Source organism: Streptomyces sp. bgisy130, from assembly GCF_057708345.1.
In genome coordinates this window covers 109,428-130,099 of record NZ_JBYISA010000003.1, presented here as the reverse complement: position 1 = coordinate 130,099, position 20,672 = coordinate 109,428, and the positions used below count along the sequence as shown (strand labels likewise).

19 protein-coding genes and 1 riboswitch are annotated in these 20,672 nt (G+C 72.0%); of the genes, 10 read left to right on the top strand and 9 right to left on the bottom strand.

Annotated elements, in window-relative coordinates:
- Positions 1–153 precede the first annotated feature (153 nt).
- Positions 154–2,256 (top strand): HelD family protein, encoded by a 2,103-nt coding sequence (locus AC3EUV_RS05800; protein WP_435602323.1) that lies wholly within the window; start codon positions 154–156, stop codon positions 2,254–2,256.
- Positions 2,257–2,398: 142 nt separating this feature from the next.
- On the opposite strand, the gene AC3EUV_RS05795 is transcribed toward AC3EUV_RS05800, so the two are convergent.
- Positions 2,399–3,121 (bottom strand): copper homeostasis protein CutC, encoded by a 723-nt coding sequence (locus AC3EUV_RS05795; RefSeq protein WP_432143572.1) that lies wholly within the window; start codon positions 3,119–3,121, stop codon positions 2,399–2,401.
- 294 nt (positions 3,122–3,415) lie between these two features.
- Here AC3EUV_RS05795 and AC3EUV_RS05790 point away from each other — a divergent pair, with 294 nt between their 5' ends.
- Complete coding sequence (locus tag AC3EUV_RS05790) at positions 3,416–4,099, top strand: HD domain-containing protein (RefSeq protein WP_432143573.1); 684 nt, start codon at positions 3,416–3,418, stop codon at positions 4,097–4,099.
- A 723-nt stretch (positions 4,100–4,822) separates the two neighbouring features.
- Here the strand turns inward: AC3EUV_RS05790 and AC3EUV_RS05785 are convergent.
- The 3 genes from AC3EUV_RS05785 to AC3EUV_RS05775 all read right to left on the bottom strand — a co-directional run bounded on the left by AC3EUV_RS05785 (position 4,823) and on the right by AC3EUV_RS05775 (position 6,136).
- Positions 4,823–5,362, bottom strand: a complete 540-nt coding sequence (locus AC3EUV_RS05785; protein ID WP_432143574.1) for a pyridoxamine 5'-phosphate oxidase family protein — start codon at positions 5,360–5,362, stop codon at positions 4,823–4,825.
- A gap of 66 nt (positions 5,363–5,428) precedes the next feature.
- Positions 5,429–5,722 carry a DUF4031 domain-containing protein gene (locus AC3EUV_RS05780; protein WP_387249756.1) on the bottom strand — a complete coding sequence of 98 codons (294 nt, stop codon included), beginning with the start codon at positions 5,720–5,722 and terminating at the stop codon, positions 5,429–5,431.
- A gap of 51 nt (positions 5,723–5,773) precedes the next feature.
- Positions 5,774–6,136 carry a hypothetical protein gene (locus AC3EUV_RS05775; protein WP_085926290.1) on the bottom strand — a complete coding sequence of 121 codons (363 nt, stop codon included), beginning with the start codon at positions 6,134–6,136 and terminating at the stop codon, positions 5,774–5,776.
- A gap of 131 nt (positions 6,137–6,267) precedes the next feature.
- Between AC3EUV_RS05775 and AC3EUV_RS05770 the strand changes: the two genes are divergently transcribed.
- The 5 genes from AC3EUV_RS05770 to AC3EUV_RS05750 all read left to right on the top strand — a co-directional run bounded on the left by AC3EUV_RS05770 (position 6,268) and on the right by AC3EUV_RS05750 (position 12,949).
- Positions 6,268–7,215: a MurR/RpiR family transcriptional regulator gene (locus AC3EUV_RS05770; RefSeq protein ID WP_432143575.1), complete on the top strand. Its 948-nt coding sequence runs from the start codon at positions 6,268–6,270 to the stop codon at positions 7,213–7,215.
- Positions 7,216–7,345: 130 nt separating this feature from the next.
- Positions 7,346–8,284, top strand: coding sequence for an N-acetylmuramic acid 6-phosphate etherase (gene murQ, locus AC3EUV_RS05765; RefSeq protein ID WP_432143576.1), 939 nt, complete (start codon positions 7,346–7,348; stop codon positions 8,282–8,284).
- Between the two features lie 100 nt (positions 8,285–8,384).
- Positions 8,385–10,049 carry a PTS transporter subunit EIIC gene (locus tag AC3EUV_RS05760; RefSeq protein WP_435602322.1) on the top strand — a complete coding sequence of 555 codons (1,665 nt, stop codon included), beginning with the start codon at positions 8,385–8,387 and terminating at the stop codon, positions 10,047–10,049.
- Between the two features lie 414 nt (positions 10,050–10,463).
- Positions 10,464–11,237, top strand: coding sequence for a response regulator transcription factor (locus tag AC3EUV_RS05755; protein ID WP_432143578.1), 774 nt, complete (start codon positions 10,464–10,466; stop codon positions 11,235–11,237).
- A complete protein-coding gene (locus tag AC3EUV_RS05750; protein ID WP_435602320.1) occupies positions 11,234–12,949 on the top strand; it encodes a sensor histidine kinase in 1,716 nt (571 codons plus the stop codon). Before AC3EUV_RS05755 ends, AC3EUV_RS05750 begins: the two co-directional genes overlap by 4 nt.
- Before the next feature lie 11 nt (positions 12,950–12,960).
- On the opposite strand, the gene AC3EUV_RS05745 is transcribed toward AC3EUV_RS05750, so the two are convergent.
- Positions 12,961–13,425 (bottom strand): hypothetical protein, encoded by a 465-nt coding sequence (locus AC3EUV_RS05745; protein ID WP_432143580.1) that lies wholly within the window; start codon positions 13,423–13,425, stop codon positions 12,961–12,963.
- 315 nt (positions 13,426–13,740) lie between these two features.
- Between AC3EUV_RS05745 and AC3EUV_RS05740 the strand changes: the two genes are divergently transcribed.
- From AC3EUV_RS05740 to AC3EUV_RS05730, 3 genes are read left to right on the top strand one after another with little or no spacing between them, the layout of a single operon-like run.
- A complete protein-coding gene (locus AC3EUV_RS05740; RefSeq protein ID WP_432143581.1) occupies positions 13,741–14,181 on the top strand; it encodes a hypothetical protein in 441 nt (146 codons plus the stop codon).
- Complete coding sequence (locus AC3EUV_RS05735; protein ID WP_432143582.1) at positions 14,178–14,450, top strand: hypothetical protein; 273 nt, start codon at positions 14,178–14,180, stop codon at positions 14,448–14,450. The genes AC3EUV_RS05740 and AC3EUV_RS05735 overlap by 4 nt, the downstream gene beginning before the upstream one ends.
- Positions 14,451–14,460: 10 nt before the next feature.
- Complete coding sequence (locus tag AC3EUV_RS05730; protein WP_435602318.1) at positions 14,461–16,044, top strand: protein kinase domain-containing protein; 1,584 nt, start codon at positions 14,461–14,463, stop codon at positions 16,042–16,044.
- A gap of 158 nt (positions 16,045–16,202) precedes the next feature.
- On the opposite strand, the gene groL is transcribed toward AC3EUV_RS05730, so the two are convergent.
- The 4 genes from groL to thrC all read right to left on the bottom strand — a co-directional run bounded on the left by groL (position 16,203) and on the right by thrC (position 20,490).
- Positions 16,203–17,828 carry a chaperonin GroEL gene (gene groL, locus AC3EUV_RS05725; protein ID WP_386687110.1) on the bottom strand — a complete coding sequence of 542 codons (1,626 nt, stop codon included), beginning with the start codon at positions 17,826–17,828 and terminating at the stop codon, positions 16,203–16,205.
- A gap of 389 nt (positions 17,829–18,217) precedes the next feature.
- Positions 18,218–18,421 (bottom strand): cold-shock protein, encoded by a 204-nt coding sequence (locus AC3EUV_RS05720; RefSeq protein ID WP_003986833.1) that lies wholly within the window; start codon positions 18,419–18,421, stop codon positions 18,218–18,220.
- Between the two features lie 423 nt (positions 18,422–18,844).
- A complete protein-coding gene (locus AC3EUV_RS05715; RefSeq protein WP_018089727.1) occupies positions 18,845–19,123 on the bottom strand; it encodes a MoaD/ThiS family protein in 279 nt (92 codons plus the stop codon).
- A gap of 83 nt (positions 19,124–19,206) precedes the next feature.
- Complete coding sequence (gene thrC / locus AC3EUV_RS05710) at positions 19,207–20,490, bottom strand: threonine synthase (RefSeq protein ID WP_432143584.1); 1,284 nt, start codon at positions 20,488–20,490, stop codon at positions 19,207–19,209.
- A gap of 17 nt (positions 20,491–20,507) precedes the next feature.
- A riboswitch (SAM riboswitch) is annotated at positions 20,508–20,668 on the bottom strand.
- Between the last annotated feature and the right edge of the window lie 4 nt (positions 20,669–20,672).

Genomic DNA, 20,672 nt, shown 5'->3' with positions numbered 1-20,672 from the left:
GGAGTGCCGCCGACCGGTCGGAAACCGGCCGGCCCTTCGCTTCACGCCGCTGACCCGCACACGCAGGACCTGCGCTGTGCACCGACACCGGCCCGCCGCGCCCGCGCTCGACCGGCGCGCGCCCGCCGACGTACCCGCCACGGAGGCAACGCCGTGCCCTCGCACGCCCCCCACCCGACCACGGATCCGCGCACCGAAAGCTCCCCGCCGGCATCCGACGACCCGCTCCTGCGCGAAAAGGCCCACCTCGCGGCCTCCCGCTCCGCCCTGCGCGCGATGCGGGCCGACGCCGAGGCGCTGAACATCGCCGATGTCACCGCGAACTGGGTCAACGCCGAGGCCCTCCAGGGCGAGATCGACGCCCGGATCAAGGCGCTCGCCGACCTCTCGCACACCCCGCTCTTCTTCGGCCGCCTCGACTACCTCCACGCCCCCGGCCTCGACCTCGCCGAGGGGGCCTCCGGAGAGAACTTCTACATCGGCCGGCGGCACGTGCACGACGCCGACGGCGACCCCATGGTCATCGACTGGCGCGCACCCGTCTCCCAGCCGTTCTACCGGGCCTCCAAGAAGGACCCGATGGACCTCAAGCTGCGCCGCCGCTTCGGTTACACGGCCGGCAAGTTGACCGCCTACGAGGACGAACATCTCACCGACCCGGCCGAGGCCGACCGGACCAGCGCCCTCCTCCAGTCCGAGATCGAGCGGCCGCGTGTCGGCCCCATGCGGGACATCGTCGCCACCATCCAGCCGGAGCAGGACGAGATCGTGCGGGCCGGCATCGGCGGCTCGGTCTGCGTCCAGGGCGCGCCAGGCACCGGAAAGACAGCGGTGGGCCTGCACCGTGTCGCGTATCTGCTGTACGCGCACCGCGAGCGGCTGGCCCGCGCCGGCACCCTCGTCATCGGCCCCAACCGCTCCTTCCTCCACTACATCGAGCAGGTGCTGCCGGCCCTCGGCGAGCTGGAGGTCAAGCAGGCCACGGTCGACGACCTGGTCGGGCATGTGGAGGTACGCGGTACGGACGAGGCGGCCGCCGCGACGGTCAAGGGCGACGCACGGATGGCGGAGGTGCTGCGGCGGGCGGTCCGCTCGCACATCACCCCGCCGCAGGAGCCCTGCGTGGTCGTCCGCGGCTCCCGCCGCTGGCGCGTACCCGCCTATGAACTCGAAGAGATCGTCCAGGAGTTGCGGGACCGCGAGATCCGCTACGGCGCGGCCCGCGAGGCCCTTCCGCAGCGGATCGCCCATGCCGTGCTGGTGCGGATGGAGCAGTCGGGCGAGGCCCCGGACGACCGGGTGCAGGACGCGGTGGCCCGTAACGCCGCCGTGAAGGCCGCGGTCAAGGCGGTCTGGCCGCCGGTCGATCCGGCGAAGCTGGTGCTGCGGCTGCTGGGCGACGCCGACTTCCTCGCCGAGCAGGCCGAGGGGATTCTGACCCCGGAGGAGCAGAAGACGATCCTGTGGACCAAACCGGCCCGCAGCGTGAAGAGCGCCAAGTGGTCCGCCGCGGACGCGGTGTTGATCGACGAGGCGACGGACCTGATCGCCCGCACCCCGTCGCTGGGCCATGTGGTCCTCGACGAGGCCCAGGACCTCTCCCCCATGCAGTACCGCGCGGTCGGCCGCCGCTGCACGACCGGCTCCGCGACCATCCTCGGCGACATCGCCCAGGGCACCACCCCCTGGGCGACCAACACCTGGGAGGAGGCGCTGACCCACCTGGGCAAGCCCGGTTCGGCCGTCGAGGAGCTCACCCAGGGCTTCCGCGTGCCGCGCGAGGTCATCGCCTATGCGTCCCGGCTGCTGCCCGCCATCGCCCCCGACCTGACGGAGGCCACCTCGATCCGTGAGTCGGCGGGCGACTTCACGATCCGTCCGGTCGACCCGGCCGGCCTGACCGCCGCCACCCTCACGGCCTGCGACGACGCCCTCGCGAAGGAGGGCTCGATCGGCCTGATCGCCGCGGAGGCCCGGATCCCGGAGCTCCGCTCGGCCCTGGAGGCGGCGGGCGTGACCTGCCTGGCCCCCGGCGAGGAGACCTCGGCCGAGGCCCGGCTGACACTGGTGCCCGCCACCCTCGCCAAGGGCCTGGAGTACGACTACGTGGTCCTGGACGAGCCCGCCGCGATCGTCGACGGCGAACCGGACGAACGGACCGGCCTGCGCCGCCTGTACGTCTGTCTGACCCGTGCGGTCTCCGGTCTGACGGTGGTCCATGCGGCGGCCCTGCCGCAACAACTGGCCGACCGCTGAGGGTCCCTGCGGGCAACCGCCGAGGGCACGGCGCCTGACGCGACTTTTCGGCGTCAGGCGGTCAAGGGGCCAGGCGACCTTGGCGAGGAAACACTGCCCCTTTGTCTCAGTTGCCGCGACTGCCTAAGTTGCCGCGGCCCCCTCAGACCCGCTGGGCGACGGGCAGATCCAGCGCCTCCCGCCACTCCCGTACCGCCGCCGCCTCCACCGGGGCCGACCAGCCGGCGGGGCGGGCGGCGCCCCCGATGTGGAACGCGTCGAGACCGGCCGCCCGCAACGCCGGCAGATGGCCGAGCCCCAGGCCGCCGCCTACCAGGATCCGCGGCGCGTACCCGGGCTCGCCCGCCGCCGTACGCGCCTGCTCGGCGAGCAGCGTCGGCAGCCCCCGGTCGACGCCCTGCGCGGACCCGGCCGTCAGATAGGTGTCGAGCCCCGTGGCGCCGGCCGCCCCGGCCAGCTCCTTGCGCAGCGCGTCCCGGTCGGCGGCCCGGTCGATGGCCCGGTGGAAGGTCCACCGGCAGCCGTCGATCACCTCGGCCAGCGCCGTCACGGCCGCCAGATCCGGCCGCCCGTCCGGCGTGAGGAATCCGAGGACGAACTCCTCGGCGCCCTCCGCCCGCAGCGCCGCGGCCTCCTCGCACAGCGCCGCCACCTCGCCCGCCGCGAAGCCGTCGGTGGCCCGCAGCATCACCCGTAGGGGAAGGCCGACGGCCGCCCGGATCGCCGCGAACGTGGCCCGGGGCGGGGTGAGCCCGTCGGCCGCCATGTCCGTCACCAGCTCCAGCCGATCGGCCCCGCCGGCCTCGGCGGCGACCGCGTCCTGCGGGCCGAGCGCGATCACCTCCAGCAGCGCGCGCTTGCTCATATGACCCAATCCTTCGCGACGACATGACGGGACGGACGGAACCCCTAACAGGTCTAGTCCAATATCCCAGAGTACGGGCCCCCCGGCCCTCCGGACACCAGCCCCTGACCGGCACGCCCGGAATCCGCCCATACGCCTCACCCCCACGCGCGCGACCGCCCGCCCGCCCGCCGACCACCTGAAGCCCCCGGGACGACCGCCGCCCCCTTCTGCACGCGCCGCGGCCGTCCGCAAACCTGACCGGACCTCAGCCTCCGCCCCGGATTTCGCCGGGTGCGGGGCACAATGGCTGGCATGAACCCCGTGCCCCGTACGGCAGACACCACCGACCCGGCGCCGGAGCTGCGGCAGCGCTGGGCCGACACCGTCACCGCGGCCCGCGGCACCAAGAACTCCACGGCCCCCGACCCGGCCCCGTACGCGGACAACCTCCTGTCCCGCTGGCGCGAACCGCAACGCCGCTACCACACCGTCGACCACTTGGCCGCGGTCCTGCTGCGCATCGACGAACTGGCCGAGCACGCGGATGACTTGCCCACCGTCCAGTTGGCAGCCTGGTTCCACGATGCGGTCTACCGCCCGGACCGCTCCGAGAACGAGGAGCGCAGCGCGGCTCTCGCCGAGCGGGCACTGCCCGAGCTGGGCATCGGCGCGGCCCGCACGGCCGAGGTCGCCCGCCTGGTGCGGCTCACGGTCACCCATGACCCGGCGCCGGACGACCCCGACGGCGAGGTGCTCTGCGACGCGGACCTCGCGGTGCTCGCCGGGTCCCCCGACCAGTACGCCGCCTACGCCGCTGCGGTTCGCGCCGAGTACGCGTTCGTCCCCGACCCCGACTTCACCGCGGGCCGCTCCGCCGTCCTGACCCAACTCCTCGCCCTCCCCCGCCTCTTCCGCACCCCTCGCGGGTACGACCTCTGGGAACACACTGCTCGACGCAATCTCGCCACGGAGCTGGATCTGTTGCGGGGGGCGTAGGGGGGCTGGCCTTGGCGGGTCTCGTTTTTGGCTGCGGGTGCGGTTGTGGCTGGGCGCGCAGTTCCCCGCGCCCCTGTTTTGTCGCCGTACGTCGTTTGGTGCGGCGCCGTTGCGGCTGGCGCCGTTGCGGCTGGCGCCGCTGCGGGCTCTGTGGTTGCCGCGGGGGCCGGAGGGGACGCACCGGGACCCGTCCTCGGCGCGGGCGACGCGGCTACGAGCGATTGAGCGCCCCGGCGTTTGCTCCGGTCCTGCGGGCGGGCCCCGGTACATCCCCTCCGACCGTCCCCCGTTGCCGACTGCCGGACGGTGGCACCGCGCCTTACAGCCCGGCTCGGCCCGCGCCCAAGCTGCGGGGCGTGGCCGGACCAGGTGCCTGCCAAGGGGTGCCGCTGCCTTGCCGTAACGGTGATCCGTACGGCGGGTCAGCCGCGTACGGACGGTGGTCGGAGGGGATGTCCGGTGCCCCGCCCGCAGGACTGGAGCAAACGCCGGGGTGCCTTACCTCTGGGACCAGGGCCGCCCGCGCCGAGGACGGGGTACCGGGCGTCCCCTCCGACCCGCCACCCACCCGCCGTAGGCGAACGGCGAACAGCCACCGGCAAACCCGCCGTCTCGCTGGTGCCGGTGACCGCGCAGGCCCGCGCGATGGCCGTGATGGTGGGCGGCCTGAGCATCGCCAACATCGCCGGCGTCCCGGCCGGCGCACGCGCCGGGGCCGAGCGTTCAGGCCCCGCCGTTGAACGTCCATCGCGTCTGGCTATAGGTCTCGCCCCGCCCGAACCCGAAGGCCGTGACCGGCTCGACCCGGAAGACCACGGCCCGGTTGCCCTCCCCGTAGAACGCACCGTCGCGGACGTCGAAGTGCCAGTCGCTGCCGTACTTCTCGCCGTAGAGATCGGCCAGCCGGCGCAGCGTGGGCTCGTCGTGCACCGGCACCGCCTCGCCCTCGACGACCACGTCGAGCCCCGCGTGCAGGTCGTTGCCGCCGGCCGTCGAGGTCGTCAGCACACAGTGCGTGTTGGTGGCGAGGTTCTTGGCCTTGCGTTCCTCGGGGCCGGTGCAGAAGTGCAGCGCGTCGTCCGCCCAGACGGCGAGCAGCGGGGTGACATGCGGGCGGCCGTCGGGCCGGACGGTGGTGAGCCAGAAGATCTCGGCCTCGGTCATTCCGCCGACGGCCGCGGGCCAGGCGGTCGCCGTGGCGTCCGCGCTGCTGTAGTTCGGGTCGAGGTCGGTGGCCGGTTGTCCGCCTTCGCTGGCTGGCATGGCTGTCCCCTTTCGGTGCGGCGCACGGTCAGGCCCATCGTGCGGGGGCCCGCCGCCGGGCCGCCGCTACGACGCGCCGCGGCGGGCCGTACGGGGTGCCGGCCGGTGCTTGGGGCGGCGCAGACCGGCCGCGGTCAGCCGGCGTACCAGCTCCTTGGAGCCGATCTCGACGGCGCCGGCGCGCACCGCGTCGCCGTACCGCTCCGCCGGCAGGTCGTAGTGGTCGCGTTCGAACGCCCGCCGGGGCGCGCCGAGCCGCGCCGCGAAGGCGTGCAGTTCGTCGAAGGAGTGGTCGCTGACCAGATGCGACCACATCCGGCCGTGGCCCGGCCAGGTGGGCGGATCGATATAGATCGCCACCTCAGCGCTCCGGCCGGATCGCCACGTCAGCCCGCCGCACCATCAACCACCTCAGCCTTCCATCGGGGTGCCGAGCCGGCCGACCCGGGCCACCGCGACAGCTGTCTTGGGGCAGACCCAGTGCGGATCGGTGCCCAACTCCGGTTCGACGTCGAGTGCATGGGGATCCCCCGACTCCGTGCACACGGGGCACAGCGGCCAGCGGCCGTAGCGGTCCAGGAGGGCGTCCTGAACGTCCTGCGCTATGAGTCCTGCGACGAATGCCGCGCCTTCAGGCCATTGCTCCACCCACCACCGGCGGTGGACGACCGCATCTTCCACGAGCGAGACGATGTCGGCGTCGGCCACCTTGTCCGCCATCAGGTCGGCGAGCACCAGCGCCCGCGCGGCGTGCAATGCCTGTTCCATCTCCATGCCCCCCATTGTCTCCCGGCCGCCGTCCGCCCCGCGGAGTTGTCCACAGCCCAAGCCGCGGCCTCTCGCTCTGTCCACAGCACTCACAGAGGGTATTGACGCCGAGCGGTCGATGAAATTACTTTTCAAGCGTGAGCAGTAGCGTGAAGGAAACTTTCAAGGACGTGGCCGTCGAGACCCGACCGGCCCCGGCCCCACCCGTCCCCGCGGCGCTGGCCGCCAAGGTCCGCACCCTCGCGCCGACGATGACCCGCTCCATGCAGCGGGTCGCCGAGACCGTCGCGAGCGACCCGGCCGGCTGCGCCGCCCTCACCGTCACCGGCCTCGCGGAGCGCACGGGCACCAGCGAGGCCACCGTCGTGCGGACCTCCCGGCTGCTCGGCTACCCGGGCTATCGCGATCTGCGCCTCGCCCTCGCCGCGCTCGCCGCGCAGCAGGCGGCCGGCGGCGCGCCCGCGGTGACCGCCGACATAGCGGTCGACGACTCCCTCGTCGACGTCGTCGCGAAGCTGGCGCAGGAAGAGCAGCAGTGCCTGGCCGACACCGCCGCCGCGCTGGACGTCACCCAGCTCGAAGCCGCCGTCGCCGCGCTCGCCGGTGCCCGCCGTATCGATGTGTACGGCATAGGGGCCTCCAACCTCGTCGGCCAGGACCTCGTCCAGAAGCTGCTGCGCATCGGCCTGATCGCGCATGCGCACGCGGACCCGCATCTGGCCGTGACGAACGCCGTGCAGATGCGCACCGGCGATGTCGCCCTCGCCATCACGCATTCCGGGCGGACCACCGATGTCATAGAGCCCTTGCGGGTGGCTTTCGACCACGGCGCGACGACGATCGCCATCACCGGCCGCCCGGACGGCGAGATCGCCTCGTATGCCGACCACATCCTGACCACGTCCACGGCCCGCGAGAGCGAGCTGCGCCCGGCCGCGATGTCGTCCCGGACGAGTCAGCTGCTGGTCGTGGACTGCCTGTTCATAGGCGTCGCGCAGCGTACGTACGAGACCGCGGCCCCCGCGCTGTCCGCCTCGTACGAGGCCCTCGCCCACCGCCACTCGCCGCGCAACCACCAGCGCTGACCTCGCACCGCCCCGCCGTTGTGGGCCCCGTGCCGCCGGGACGGCACGGGTGGGCACGACGGCACCCGGCGGCGGGACAGCCGAAAAACCACGGCCCCCCACGAGCCCGACCGAAGAGAGTCGCCACGCCATGACCTCCCCCGCCGACCACGCCCATCTGCGCGCCCAGTTGGACACCCTCACCACCGAGGCGTACCGGCCCGAGCTCGCCGAGATCGACCGCCGCCCCACCCTGGACATCGCCCGCACGATGAACGACGAGGACGCCACGGTCCCCGCCGCCGTCGCCCGGCGGCTCCCGGAGATCGCCGCCGCTATCGACGCCACCGCCGCCCGGATGTCCCGCGGCGGCCGGCTGATCTACGCCGGCGCCGGCACGGCCGGCCGCCTCGGGGTGCTGGACGCCAGCGAGTGCCCGCCGACCTTCAACACCGACCCGTCCGAGGTGCTCGGGCTGATCGCGGGCGGCCCGTCCGCGATGGTCGCCGCCGTCGAGGGTGCCGAGGACAGCACGAAGTTCGCGATCGAGGATCTGAGTGCGATCGGCCTGACCGACCTGGACACCGTCGTCGGCATCTCGGCGTCCGGCCGGACGCCCTACGCGATCGGGGCCGTCGAGCATGCCCGCGCCCTGGGCGCGCTGACCATCGGCCTGTCCTGCAACTCCGATTCGGCGCTGGCCGCGGCCGCGGAGCACGGCATCGAGGTCGTGGTCGGTCCCGAGCTGCTGACCGGCTCCACCCGGCTCAAGGCGGGCACCGCCCAGAAGCTGGTGCTCAATATGCTCTCGACCATCACCATGATCCGGCTGGGCAAGACCTACGGGAATCTGATGGTCGATGTCCGCGCCTCCAACGAGAAGCTGCGGGCCCGCTCGCGCCGTATCGTCGCGCTCGCCACCGGCGCTTCCGACCAGGAGATCGAGACGGCGCTGCGCAGCACGGACGGCGAGGTGAAGAACGCCATCCTCACCCTCCTCGGCGGAGTCGACGCCCCCGCCGCCGGCCGCCTCCTCGACGCCGCCGACGGCCATCTCCGCGCCGCCCTCCAGGCCGCCAAGGACCACTGAGACCCACTACTACCCCGCCCGTCCGGCCCGTACGAGCCCCCGACCCCGTCCCCTCGTTTCCGCACAGCAAGTCGTTCGTCCGCACAGCAAGGCACCGCATATGCCCGAAGACAAGAACCGCGCCATCGCTGCCGCGCTCCTCCCTCTCGTCGGCGGCGCCGGAAACCTCACCTCCATCGCCCAGTGCATGACCCGGCTGCGCCTCGGCATCCAGGACCGCTCCCTGGTCCAGGACGAGGCCCTCAAGGCCCTGCCGGCGGTCATGGGTGTGGTCGAGGACGACACGTACCAGATCGTGCTGGGCCCCGGGACGGTCGCCCGGGTCACCCCGGAATTCGAGCGCCTCGTGGCACAGTCCCGCGACACCCCACCAACCCCGGAACCAGAGGCCGCCGCACCCGCACCGGCCACGGCCCCTGCCGGGGCGCCCCCGGCCCCGACACCAGCCGCGACCGCTGGTGCCCCCGCCTCCGACGCCCCCACCACCGCCACCACCACCGCCGCCACCACCGCCGACGAACTGGCCGCCCAGGGCGCCGCCCTCAAGGCCCGGCAGAAGTCGCGGAACGCCACCCCTGTGAGGCTGTTCCTCCGCCGGATCGCCAATATCTTCGTCCCGCTGATCCCGGCCCTGATCGGCTGCGGCATCATCGCCGGCATCAACGGTCTGCTGACCAACCTCGGTCAGCTGCCGTCCGTCGTCCCCGCCCTCGCCGCCATGGCCTCCGGCTTCATGTCCCTCATCGCCGTCTTCGTCGGCTACAACACCGCCAAGGAATTCGGCGGCACCCCGATTCTCGGCGGCGCGGTCGCCGCCGTCATCGTCTTCCCCGGCGTCACCCACATCACCGCCTTCGGCCAGCACCTCTCCCCCGGCCAGGGCGGGGTGCTCGGCGCACTGGCCGCGGCGCTGCTCGCCGTCCAGGTGGAGAAGCGGTGCCGCAAGGCCGTCCCCGAGGCACTGGACGTCCTGGTCACCCCCACCGTTACGGTCCTGGTCACGGGCCTGGTCACCCTCTTCGGCCTGATGTACGCCGCGGGCGAGGTCGCCACCGCCATCGGCACCGGCGCCAACTGGCTGCTGGCCCACGGCGGGGCATTCGCCGGCCTCGTCCTGGGCGGCCTGTTCCTCCCCCTCGTCATGCTGGGCCTCCACCAGGCCCTCATCCCGCTGCACACCACCCTCATCGAGCAGCAGGGCTACACCGTCCTGCTCCCGATCCTCGCCATGGCCGGCGCGGGTCAGGTCGGCGCCGCGATCGCCGTCTACCTCCGCCTCCCCCACAACCGCTCGATCCGCCGAACCATCAAGTCCGCCCTCCCCGCAGGCTTCCTGGGCGTCGGCGAGCCCCTGATCTACGGCGTCTCGCTCCCCCTGGGCCGCCCCTTCATCACCGCCTGCCTGGGCGGCGCAGCCGGTGGCGCCTTCGTCGGCCTCTTCAACCAACTCGGCGACGCCGTCGGCTCCACCGCCATCGGCCCCTCCGGCTGGGCCCTGTTCCCCCTGGTCAAGGGCAACCAACCGCTCGCCACCACCCTCGTCGTCTACGCCCTGGGCCTGGCCGTCGGCTACCTCGTCGGCTTCCTCGCCACCTACTTCTTCGGCTTCAGCAAGCAGCTGCGGACGGAGCTCAACGCAGACCCTGACGGCACCCCCGCCGCCACAGACCCCGCAGCCGCAGAGCCAGCCCCCTCAACTACCGCAACCACGGAAAGCCCCACCCCACTCGGAGCACGGGCCGGTCTGGGACCCAGAGCACACTGAATCCGTGGCGTGTACGGGGCCCATTGGGTGGTGTGCAGGGAGGGGTGCACCGGCTCGCGGCCCGATTTCCGCGAGGGCGCGCACCTCATCGGCAGCAGGACATCGGCCGACGACGACAGCCCGAGGCCGGCCGGCGCCGGCCGGCGCCTACCCGGCCCGTACGTGCCCCGCCGTACTTCGGGCGTGCGTACCGGAACAGCCACAGAGAACCCACAAGATTGCGCTCTACGGTCGCGCCGCGGCTACCTTGCAGGGCGTGCCGTCGGTGGGTGGGTCAGTGAACCGGGACGGCGTCGACAGTGAACTGCACACGATGCGGTAGCTCTGTGATCCAGGGGCCGGACGGCCGATGGTGCTGCAACAACTGCGGGGCGAGCGGATGAGCCGCCCGCTGAGACGAAGGCGGAGCCTGGAATGTGCGCGGCGAAGCGCCCGGACCGAGTCCTGGTCGTCGATGACGACGCGATGATCCTGCGTTCCCTCGGGCGCGGCCTCCGGCTCAACGGGTTCACCGTGGCGCTCGCCGAGGACGGTCCGACGGCCCTTGCAGAACTGACGGAGCGTCCCCCGGACGTGGTCGTCCTGGACGTCTCCCTGCCGGGCCTCAGCGGCACCGACATCTGCCGCACCCTGCGCGCCAACGGGGATGAGGTGCCGGTACTGATGCTGTCCGCGCTGGACGAACTGGAGGACCGGGTCGCGGGGTTGCAGGCCGGGGCCGACGACTACCTGGTCAAGCCGTTCGCGCTCAAGGAACTGGTGCTGCGGCTGGAGGCCCTGTTGCGCCGCCGTCCGCCCGGGGGCAGGGACGAGGTGCAGATAGGTGACCTCGTCCTCGACACGGCGGCCCGCGAGGTGACGTACCAGGGGGCGCCGGTCCGGCTCACCCGGCGGGAGTTCGAGCTGCTGGAGGTGCTCGCCCGCAACGCGGGGGTGGTGCTCACCCGTGACCAGTTGCTGGACCGGGTGTGGGGATACGACTTCGCCGTCCGCACCGATGCCGTCGACACCTTTGTGAGCTACCTCCGGCGCAAGCTGGAGGCCGACGGGCGACCGCGCCTGGTCCATACGGTCCGCGGCGTCGGCTTCGTCCTGCGGGCGGACGAGCGGACGACCGGGCGGACGACCGGGCGGACGGAAAGCCGGGCGGACGGATGGACGGACAGCCGGAAGGGGTCCGCACGATGAGGCTCTCGACCCGGATCGCCCTCGCGATGGGCATCGCCATGCCCCTGCTGGTCCTGGGCTCGGGGCTGCTGCTCCTGCGCCTGGTCACCCATGACGTGCACGCCGAGCAGGACGCCCATCTGCGGGAGCGGGCCGCGGTGCTGCTGCCGCTGGCCAGGGGGCTGCTGCGGACCGAGGACAAGGGACAGCCGCGGAAGGCGGCGAACCAGGAGCGGCGGCTGCTCGACGCGGGCCTCGACGTCGGGGTGCGGCTCCTCACGGCCGCGGACAAGGCAGGGATGCCCGGTAACGGCGGCGGGGACGCGGCCACCGGCGGCCGGCACACCACCATTGGCGGGCAGGGCACCGCCACGGGTGGGCAGAACGGGACCTCGCGCGGGAAGAACGCGAGCCAGGGCCAGGCAACCACGGCCGGGCAGGCTGCCACGCCCGTACGGCCGGCGTACCGGGTGGTGGCCCAGGCCGGCCCCCAGCCCGCCGGGACCGTGGCCCTGCCGGACGCCGCCTCCGCCCCGGTGACCGTCCGGTCCCACGGGAAAGCGTGGCGCGCGCTGTCGGTGGAGGTGCGCGGTTCGAGCGCCCGGAAGCCGCACGGCACGCTGTGGGTGTTCTCCCGCGGATCGGCCGGGAGCGGCAAGATCGACACCGTACAGCGGCGCGTCGTCCTGGTGGCGCTGATCACCGCACCACTGACCGGGCTGCTCTCCCTGGCCATCGCCGGACGCGCCACCCGGCCGCTGCGCCGGCTTCAACGCCGGGCCGGCGGGCTGGACCCCCGCACCAGCACGGCCCGTCTCGACCACACCCGGTCGCGGATCACCGAGGTGGACGACCTGGCCCGCACCCTCCAGACCGTGCTGACCCGGTACGACGAGCAGGCAGCGCGGACCCAGGAAGCGCTGGCCACCGCGCGGGCCTTCTCCGCGACCGCCTCGCACGAACTGCGCACCCCGTTGATGGGTATGCAGACGAATCTGGACATCCTCGCCGACCACCCGGACCTCGACCCCGCCGACCGTGCCGAGGTCCTGGACGACCTGCACGCCGGACAGCAGCGGCTGATGGACACGCTGACCGCACTCCGGGCGCTCACCCAGGGCGACCTGGTGGAGGCCGGCGCCTTCGGTCCGGTGGACCTCTCCGAGCTGGTCGCCGTGACGGTGGACGAGGTGCAACGGCACCACCCCGGCGTCGGGCTGACCGTGCACATCACCCCCGGGCTACGGCTGAGCGCCTGGGAGCCGGGGCTGCGGATGGCGGTGGAGAACCTGCTCCGCAACGCGGTGGTCCACGGGAGCCGGCCGGGCGTACCGGCCCGGGTCGAGGCGGTGCTGCGGCCGGGCGGCTCACCGGCGGAACCGGTCGCCGTGCTCACTGTGGACGACGAGGGTCCGGGCATCGCGCCGGAAGAGCGTCAGCAGGTCTTCCAGCGGTTCCACCGGCGCACGGACAGCCCGGGCTCGGGGCTGGGGCTGACCCTGGTGGCCCAGCAGATCGCCCTGCACCGCGGCACCGTGGAGATCATGGACCGGCCCACGGGGACCGGCGCCCGGTTCGAGGTGCGGCTGCCCCGTCCCGTCGACGTGGAGGCCGACACCCGCACCCTGCAACTGCCGCTGCGCCGCGCCTGGCTGAGCGAGATTCCGGCCGAGGGGTTCACCCCGGAGTTCGTTTCGGGGTCCAGCCCTGAGTCGGCTCCGCCCGCCCTCTAGAAACCTGCCGCTCACCCCTCCCGCCGCCGGGCCTCCCTGGCCACCCGCGTCGTCACCCGGCTCGCGCCCGCGGAGCACGTCACCGAGCGGAAGTGGCCGTCGACCTCGGCGACCCAGTACGCATCGGCGAGCGTGACCGCCTGGACGCACCGGCTGCTCCGCCACCCGCGGAAGGACACCTCGACGACATCGGCGCCGGGCGGCAACTGCCCCCACGCCAGCGACCAGGGCGCCGCCGTCCCGCCGCCGCGCCGGGCGCCCCTGAGCGGCGAGACACAGAGCGTGCTCACAACGGACACATCGATCAGTCCGGCCCCGCTGTGCACCTCCAGCGCCGGGCGGCCCTCGGAACCGCGCGCGAGGCGCAGCAGCCAGCCGCTCAGGGGCAGCCGCAGAGCACGCGGCCCCAGAACGGCGAGGGCGGAGGAGCTCGTGCGGGAGGGCTCGTCCGGCAGGAGGAAATCAGCGCAGTCCACGGTGTCTCCCGGGGTTCGACGGCTCGGTGCGTGCGCTGCCGCTGACACGGAGGCTGACGCGCAACTGACCCGGAGCGTAAGGACGTTCCTTGTGGATTCCTTGTGTCGGCGCACGTATCCCGGCCCCCCTGACCCCGGCTCCTCCACGGGACGACGCACACCGCACCGAGTCACAAGATCCCCACAAGGAACGTCCCTACGTTCTGTGCCACCGGCCGGTCCGCCTCCACGGGAGACCGGATACGGCCGCGTCCATCCCTTTCCGGAAACCCTTCGTTTCCGGGAAGCCATTCGTTCCTGGATTGGAGCACCACCATGCAGCGTCCCAAGACCGCAGTGGCAGGAGTTCTGGCCGGACTCGCGCTCGCCGGTTCCCTGCTGGCCACGGCGGGGCCGGCGAACGCGGCGGACTCCGACAGCCCGGCCTCCGCGCCCGCGGCAACAGCCCCGAAGACCGGCCACGAGGGCCACGGCAAGAGCCTCTGTGAGCGGGTGCCCCACATCGAGAAGCGCATCAACAAGGCGCTCGACCGGCTCAACGGCGATGCGAGCACCCGCGGTTCGATCGCGCGGATGGCGGCGCGTGTGCAGAAGGCCCACTCCAAGGGCAACGAGGAGGTCGCCACGTTCCTCCAGGACCGGCTCACCCACCGCAAGGAACTGAAGCCGGACCTCACCCGGAAGCTCCGTGACCTCAAGGCCGTCGCGACCTGGTGCGAGAAGAAGGACGACGCCAAGGGCGGCAGCGGCTCATGAGGCGGCGTTCCCGGCGGATCGCGCTGCTGCTGACGGCGGCGGTCGCGTTACCGGTCCTGGCGGCCACCGCCTGTTCGGGAGACTCCGGCCAGGCGTCCCCGGGGGGCTCCGGGGGCAACGGTGCGTCGTCCTCGACGCCAGAGGGGTCCTCCGGTTCGTCCGGCCCGTCCGGTTCATCCGCTGAGGAAACGGAGATGGAGAAGAAGGTCCAGGACGCCGAGAAGGCGGCGGACGACGCCGACGCCGACGCGGCAGAGGACCCTCAGTGAGGAGCCGGTGATGGAGGCGGGGGCATCCGTGGGCTCTCCCCCGGGCTCGCACACCGCGGGAGTACGCCGGCTGGGCGGCCGGTACGAGCTGGGCGACCGGCTCGGCCGGGGCGGCACCGCCGAGGTCCACGCCGCACACGACCTGCGGCTCGACCGCGGCGTCGCGGTCAAGACCCTTCGGTCCGACCTGGTCGGGGGCCCGGAGTCACTGGCGCGCTTCCGGAGCGAGGCGCGCTCGGCGGCGTCGCTCAACCACCCGTCGATCGTCGCGGTCTACGACACCGACGAGGACATGGTGGACGGCACGTTCGTTCCGTACATCGTGATGGAACGGGTCGACGGGGCGACCTTCGCGGACCTGCTGCACGACCGGCACCGGCTCCCGCCCGCCAGGGCGCTGGAGTTGACCGCCGGCGTGCTGAAGGCGCTGGCGCACGCGCATCACAGCGGCATCGTCCACAGCGACATCAAACCCGCCAATGTGATGCTCACCCACGACGGTGCCGTCAAGGTGACGGACTTCGGCATCGCGCGGCTCGTGGCGGTGCAGGGGGCGGGCCTGCCCCCGGACACCACGGTCGCCGGCACTCCCCCGTACCTCTCCCCGGAGCAGGCCCGGGGAGAGGCCGTGGGTGCCCCCGCCGACCTCTATTCCACCGGCTGTCTGTTGTACGAGTTGCTGACGGGGCGTCCGCCGTTCCTCGGTGAGGGCGTGATGGACCTGGTACTCCAGCATGTGGAGGCCACTCCGGAGCCCCCGTCGGCCCATGTGCCACAGCTGCCTCCCGAGTGCGATGCACTCGTGCTCCGGGCACTGAAAAAGGAGCCCTCTGACCGCCCGCCGGACGCCGAGGCGATGCTCGGCACCGTCGAGCGGATCCTGGGCGGCCTCCCCTCCGGGCACTCGGGCCCGGAGGCGGCGTTCGGTGGGCCGGCGGACGCGGGCGGGCCCCCCGGTCCGCCCGCGTCCCGCCCCCGCACGTCCGGCCCGCTCACCCCGAGCCCGCCCGCGTCGAGCCTGCACACGGACCCGACGCTGGTGTTCCCCGCCCCGGATCCGCCCGTCCGGGGCGACCGGGGGCGCCGCTCCCGGCCGGCCCGGCGCCGGGTCGGCCGGACGGCCGGGCTACTGGTGGGCGCCCTGCTGGCCGTAGTGGCCGGCGCATACGCCCTCACGGTCCCGGGCAGCGGGGAGCCGGACGCCACCGCAGCGGGCGCCGAGGCATCCGGCACCGCGAGCCCGGCCTCCCCGGCACCGGACGAGTCGCCGGAGCAGGAGCCCGGCCGGCAGTCGGCGGACGAGCAGGCGGACGGCCGGCAGCCGAAGGGCGAGCGGGCCGGCCGGGGCAAGGCCCGGGTTCCCGCCCTCGTCGGCAGCACGCTGCCGCAGGCGCGGTCCGCCGCCGAGCGAGCGGGGCTCCGGGTGACGGTCAAGCGCCTACCGGGCCGGCACTGCCCGGAGGGGCCCGCCGAGCCGGGCACCGTGTGCGCGCAGACGCCGGGGCCGGGCGCCGGCGTCGCCCGCGGGTCCACGATCCGGGTCAGGGTGCCGGAGGGCCGCCCCCGCGCCCACCACCGCCCGGCACGCTCATGACCTGACCGCACCTCAGGTCCACGGAACCGCAGATCCACCGCACCGCACACCCGCAGAAACAACGCCGCCGGGGCGGCACCCCCCTGGAAGGAGGGTGCCGCCCCGGCGTTCGTGTGGACGTGTGATCCGGGAGGATCAGCGTTCCGATCCGTAGCGGATCAGAAGTCCATGTCACCGCCCGGCATGCCGCCCGGAGCGCCCGCCGCGGCGGCCTTCTCCGGCTTGTCGGCGATGACGGCCTCGGTGGTGAGGAAGAGCGCCGCGATGGAGGCGGCGTTCTGGAGCGCGGAGCGCGTCACCTTGGCCGGGTCGATGATGCCCTCGGCGATCATGTCGACGTACTCACCGGTGGCGGCGTTCAGACCGTGGCCGACGGCCAGGTTGCGCACCTTCTCCACCACAACGCCGCCCTCGAGGCCGCCGTTGACGGAGATCTGCTTGAGCGGGGCCTCCAGGGCGAGCTTCACGGCGTTGGCGCCGGTCGCCTCGTCACCCTCGAGCTCCAGCTTCTCGAAGACCTGGGAGGCCTGGAGCAGGGCGACGCCACCGCCGGCGACGATGCCCTCCTCGACGGCCGCCTTCGCGTTGCGAACGGCGTCCTCGATGCGGTGCTTGCGCTCCTTGAGCTCGACCTCGGTGGCGGCACCGGCCTTGATGACGGCCACGCCGCCGGCCAGCTTCGCCAGACGCTCCTGGAGCTTCTCGCGGTCGTAGTCCGAGTCGCTGTTCTCGATCTCGGCGCGGATCTGGTTGACCCGGCCCTGGACCTGCTCGCTGTCACCGGCACCGTCGACGATGGTGGTCTCGTCCTTGGTGATGACGACCTTGCGGGCGCGGCCGAGCAGTTCGAGACCGGCGTTCTCCAGCTTGAGGCCGACCTCCTCGGAGATGACGGTGCCACCGGTGAGGATGGCGATGTCGCCGAGCATGGCCTTGCGGCGGTCACCGAAGCCCGGGGCCTTGACGGCGACGGACTTGAAGGTGCCACGGATCTTGTTGACGACCAGGGTCGACAGGGCCTCGCCCTCGACGTCCTCGGCGATGATCAGCAGCGGCTTGCCGGACTGCATGACCTTCTCCAGGAGCGGCAGCAGGTCCTTCACGCTGCCGATCTTGGAGTTGACGATGAGGATGTACGGGTCGTCGAGCGACGCCTCCATACGCTCCATGTCGGTGGCGAAGTACGCCGAGATGTAGCCCTTGTCGAAGCGCATACCCTCGGTGAGCTCCAGCTCCAGACCGAAGGTCTGGGACTCCTCGACGGTGATGACGCCTTCCTTGCCGACCTTGTCCATGGCCTCGGCGATCAGCTCGCCGATCTGGGTGTCAGCGGCGGAGATGGAGGCGGTCGAAGCGATCTGCTCCTTGGTCTCCACGTCCTTGGCCTGCTCGAGCAGGGCGGCGGAGACGGCCTCGACGGCGCGCTCGATACCGCGCTTGAGGGCCATCGGGTTGGCACCGGCGGCGACGTTGCGCAGGCCCTCGCGGACCAGGGCCTGGGCCAGGACGGTCGCGGTCGTCGTGCCGTCACCGGCGACGTCGTCCGTCTTCTTCGCGACCTCCTTGACCAGCTCGGCGCCGATCTTCTCGTACGGGTCCTCGAGCTCGATCTCCTTGGCGATGGAAACACCATCGTTGGTGATCGTGGGGGCGCCCCACTTCTTCTCGAGGACGACGTTACGGCCCTTGGGGCCGAGGGTGACCTTGACGGCGTCGGCGAGCTGGTTCATCCCGCGCTCGAGACCGCGCCGTGCCTCCTCGTCGAACGCGATGATCTTGGCCATGTGAAGTGGTCCTCCCGGACTGGGGTGGATTGCTCCGGACCGCGCTGGCGCCCGCGACGGACGACCTACAGACCTGTGTGGTTCCTTGCCCCACCGATCCGTGGGCCTCGCCGACCCGGTCCTTCTTTGTCACTCTCACTGGGAGAGTGCTAACGCCAATGATTAGCACTCGAGGGTGGAGAGTGCAAGCCGCTTGAAGGGGCGTCGGTGAGGTGTGGCGGTCGGGCGCGGAACGACTTCGAGGGCGCCTTCCGTTGGAGTGACGGCCGGGCGACAAGTTGGAGCGCGTACACCCCGCACCCGCGCAGCCTGCCCATCCGGCAGCATGCCGAAGGCCCGTACCCCCCTCAGGGGTACGGGCCTTCCTCACGCAGCAGTCGGTCGGCGCCTCAGCCGGCCACCCGGACCATGTCCGCCTGCGGCCCCTTCTGGCCCTGCGAGATCTCGAACTCGACCCGCTGACCCTCCTCAAGGGTGCGGTAGCCGTCCATCTGGATCGCGCTGTAGTGGACGAAAACATCCGCACCACCGTCGACCGCGATGAAGCCGTACCCCTTCTCCGCGTTGAACCACTTGACGGTGCCCTGAGCCATGCCTAACTCCCCTATTACTGGCCCTTGCGCAGGACCGCACTCCGCGGACCCGGGTCAGACCTCACCCCGCGAATGGCCCGTGGGGTGTGCGCCGGAACGCGTCGACCGCCGCTGAATGTATCTGCACAGATGCCCAGAGCAACAGGTCAATCGGACGAGAATTCCGGCGCCGAAGAAACGGCAATATGCGGCGAAATCCCAGTTCTCCAGGGCAAGTCGGGCCGGGCATAGGGCACCTAGGCGACAAATACCGCCCACACTTTGGCCACAACTGATCGCGAACACATATGCGTTCGGCATGCTCGCGGTGATATCCGGAGGGGGATCACCCCAATGGTATCTCCTTTCACAACATGGAATTGCCCCGTCCGCTTTCCGGCGGACGGGGCAATTCCGGTCATGAAGGAGAAGAGTTGGCGCAAATCAGCAGCCGCCGGCCACCGCCGGGATGATCGAGATACCCGCACCGTCCGGGGTGGGCGTCTCCAGGCCCTGCTCGAAGCGCACATCGTCGTCGTTGACGTACACATTCACGAAACGGCGCAGCTTGCCGGCGTCGTCCAGCACACGGGCCGCGATGCCCTGGTGGTTCTGCTCCAGGTCGGCGATCACCTCGGAGAGGGTCGCGCCCTCGGCGGGGACCTCGGCCTGGCCACCGGTGTACGTGCGGAGGATGGTGGGGATGCGGACCTTGACGCTCATGGTTCTGCCTTCCAGGGGTACGGAGTACGGGTTCGGGGGCCGGTCGCGGCCTCGTCCGCCGGATGCCGGACGGGCCGGCGGCCTCAGCGGGCCAGGCCGGCCGCGCGGAACGCGTCCAGATTCGGACGGATCGTGGCCGTGGGCCCGGAGGTGGGGGCGACCGCGTCGAGTGTCTTGAGACCGTCACCCGTGTTGAGGACGACGGTGGTCAGCGACGGGTCGAGCACGCCGTCCTCGATCAGCTTCTTGGTCACGCCGACGGTCACGCCGCCCGCGGTCTCCGCGAAGATGCCTTCCGTCCTGGCCAGCAGCTTGATCGCGTCCACGACCTGCTCGTCGTTGACATCCTCCACGGCACCGCCCGTACGGCGCGCGATGTCCAGTACGTACGGCCCGTCGGCCGGGTTGCCGATCGCCAGCGACTTGGCGATGGTGTTCGGTTTCTGGGGACGGACCACGTCGTGCCCGGCCTTGAAGGCCGCGGACACCGGCGAGCAGCCCTCCGCCTGGGCGCCGAAGATCTTGTACGGCTTGTCCTCGACCAGGCCGAGGGCGATCAGCTCCTTGAGCCCCTTGTCGATCTTGGTGAGCTGCGAGCCGGACGCGATCGGGATGACGATCTGGTCCGGGAGCTGCCAGCCCAGCTGCTCGCAGATCTCGTACGCGAGCGTCTTGGAGCCCTCGCCGTAGTACGGCCGCAGATTGACGTTGACGAAGCCCCAGCCCTCGCCCAGCGGGTCGCCGATGAGCTCGGAGCAGAAGCGGTTGACGTCGTCGTAGTTGCCCTCGATGCCGACCAGGTCGCCGCCGTAGACCGCGGCCATGACGACCTTGCCGGCCTCCAGGTCGTGCGGGATGAATACGCAGGACTCGAATCCGGCGCGGCGGGCCGCGGCGCCGACCGCACCGGCGAGGTTGCCGGTGGAGGAGCAGGAGAGGGTGGTGAAGCCGAAGGCGCGGGCGGCCTCGACGGCGATCGCCACGACGCGGTCCTTGAAGGAGTGCGTCGGGTTGCCGGAGTCGTCCTTGACGTACAGACCGCCGGTGACGCCCAGCTCACGGGCGAGGTTGTCGGCCTTGACGAGCTTGGTGAAGCCCGGGTTGAGATTGGGCTTGTCGGCCACGTCGGTGGGGACGGGCAGCAGCGGGGCGTAGCGCCAGATGTTGTCCGGGCCGGCCTCGATCTGCTTCCGCAGGCCCTCGGGGTCGCCGCTCGGCAGGTCGTAGGCGACTTCGAGCGGCCCGAAACATTCCTGGCACGCGAAGATCGGGCCGAGCGGGAAGCGCTGTCCGCACTCGCGGCAGGACAGGGCTGCGGCGGGGCCCAGAGCGACGGCGGGGGTGTTTTCGGTGACTTGCACAGCCATGGAGGCGAGGCCCTTTCTCCTCATCTTCCTCGCGGCGAATCTCGCCACGAGACGGATTTGGCACCTTCCCTAGCCGGGAGCCTCACGCGCGCGGGACGTCAGCGTCCTGGCGGCAAGACCGGCTGGAGGGTTGCCGGGGCTTCAACGGGCCGTATCCCTCTGCCCCTCTGGATGAGCGGTAT

Coding starts and splice junctions, on each gene's coding strand:
- AC3EUV_RS05735 (WP_432143582.1), top strand. CDS start 14,178: ATGAGGCGGCGTTCCCGGCGGATCGCGCTGCTGCTGACGGCGGCGGTC.
- groL (WP_386687110.1), bottom strand. CDS start 17,828: ATGGCCAAGATCATCGCGTTCGACGAGGAGGCACGGCGCGGTCTCGAG.
- AC3EUV_RS05790 (WP_432143573.1), top strand. CDS start 3,416: ATGAACCCCGTGCCCCGTACGGCAGACACCACCGACCCGGCGCCGGAG.
- AC3EUV_RS05720 (WP_003986833.1), bottom strand. CDS start 18,421: ATGGCTCAGGGCACCGTCAAGTGGTTCAACGCGGAGAAGGGGTACGGC.
- AC3EUV_RS05755 (WP_432143578.1), top strand. CDS start 10,464: ATGTGCGCGGCGAAGCGCCCGGACCGAGTCCTGGTCGTCGATGACGAC.
- AC3EUV_RS05760 (WP_435602322.1), top strand. CDS start 8,385: ATGCCCGAAGACAAGAACCGCGCCATCGCTGCCGCGCTCCTCCCTCTC.
- AC3EUV_RS05795 (WP_432143572.1), bottom strand. CDS start 3,121: ATGAGCAAGCGCGCGCTGCTGGAGGTGATCGCGCTCGGCCCGCAGGAC.
- AC3EUV_RS05750 (WP_435602320.1), top strand. CDS start 11,234: ATGAGGCTCTCGACCCGGATCGCCCTCGCGATGGGCATCGCCATGCCC.
- AC3EUV_RS05740 (WP_432143581.1), top strand. CDS start 13,741: ATGCAGCGTCCCAAGACCGCAGTGGCAGGAGTTCTGGCCGGACTCGCG.
- AC3EUV_RS05730 (WP_435602318.1), top strand. CDS start 14,461: ATGGAGGCGGGGGCATCCGTGGGCTCTCCCCCGGGCTCGCACACCGCG.
- AC3EUV_RS05715 (WP_018089727.1), bottom strand. CDS start 19,123: ATGAGCGTCAAGGTCCGCATCCCCACCATCCTCCGCACGTACACCGGT.
- murQ (WP_432143576.1), top strand. CDS start 7,346: ATGACCTCCCCCGCCGACCACGCCCATCTGCGCGCCCAGTTGGACACC.
- AC3EUV_RS05775 (WP_085926290.1), bottom strand. CDS start 6,136: ATGGAGATGGAACAGGCATTGCACGCCGCGCGGGCGCTGGTGCTCGCC.
- thrC (WP_432143584.1), bottom strand. CDS start 20,490: ATGGCTGTGCAAGTCACCGAAAACACCCCCGCCGTCGCTCTGGGCCCC.
- AC3EUV_RS05785 (WP_432143574.1), bottom strand. CDS start 5,362: ATGCCAGCCAGCGAAGGCGGACAACCGGCCACCGACCTCGACCCGAAC.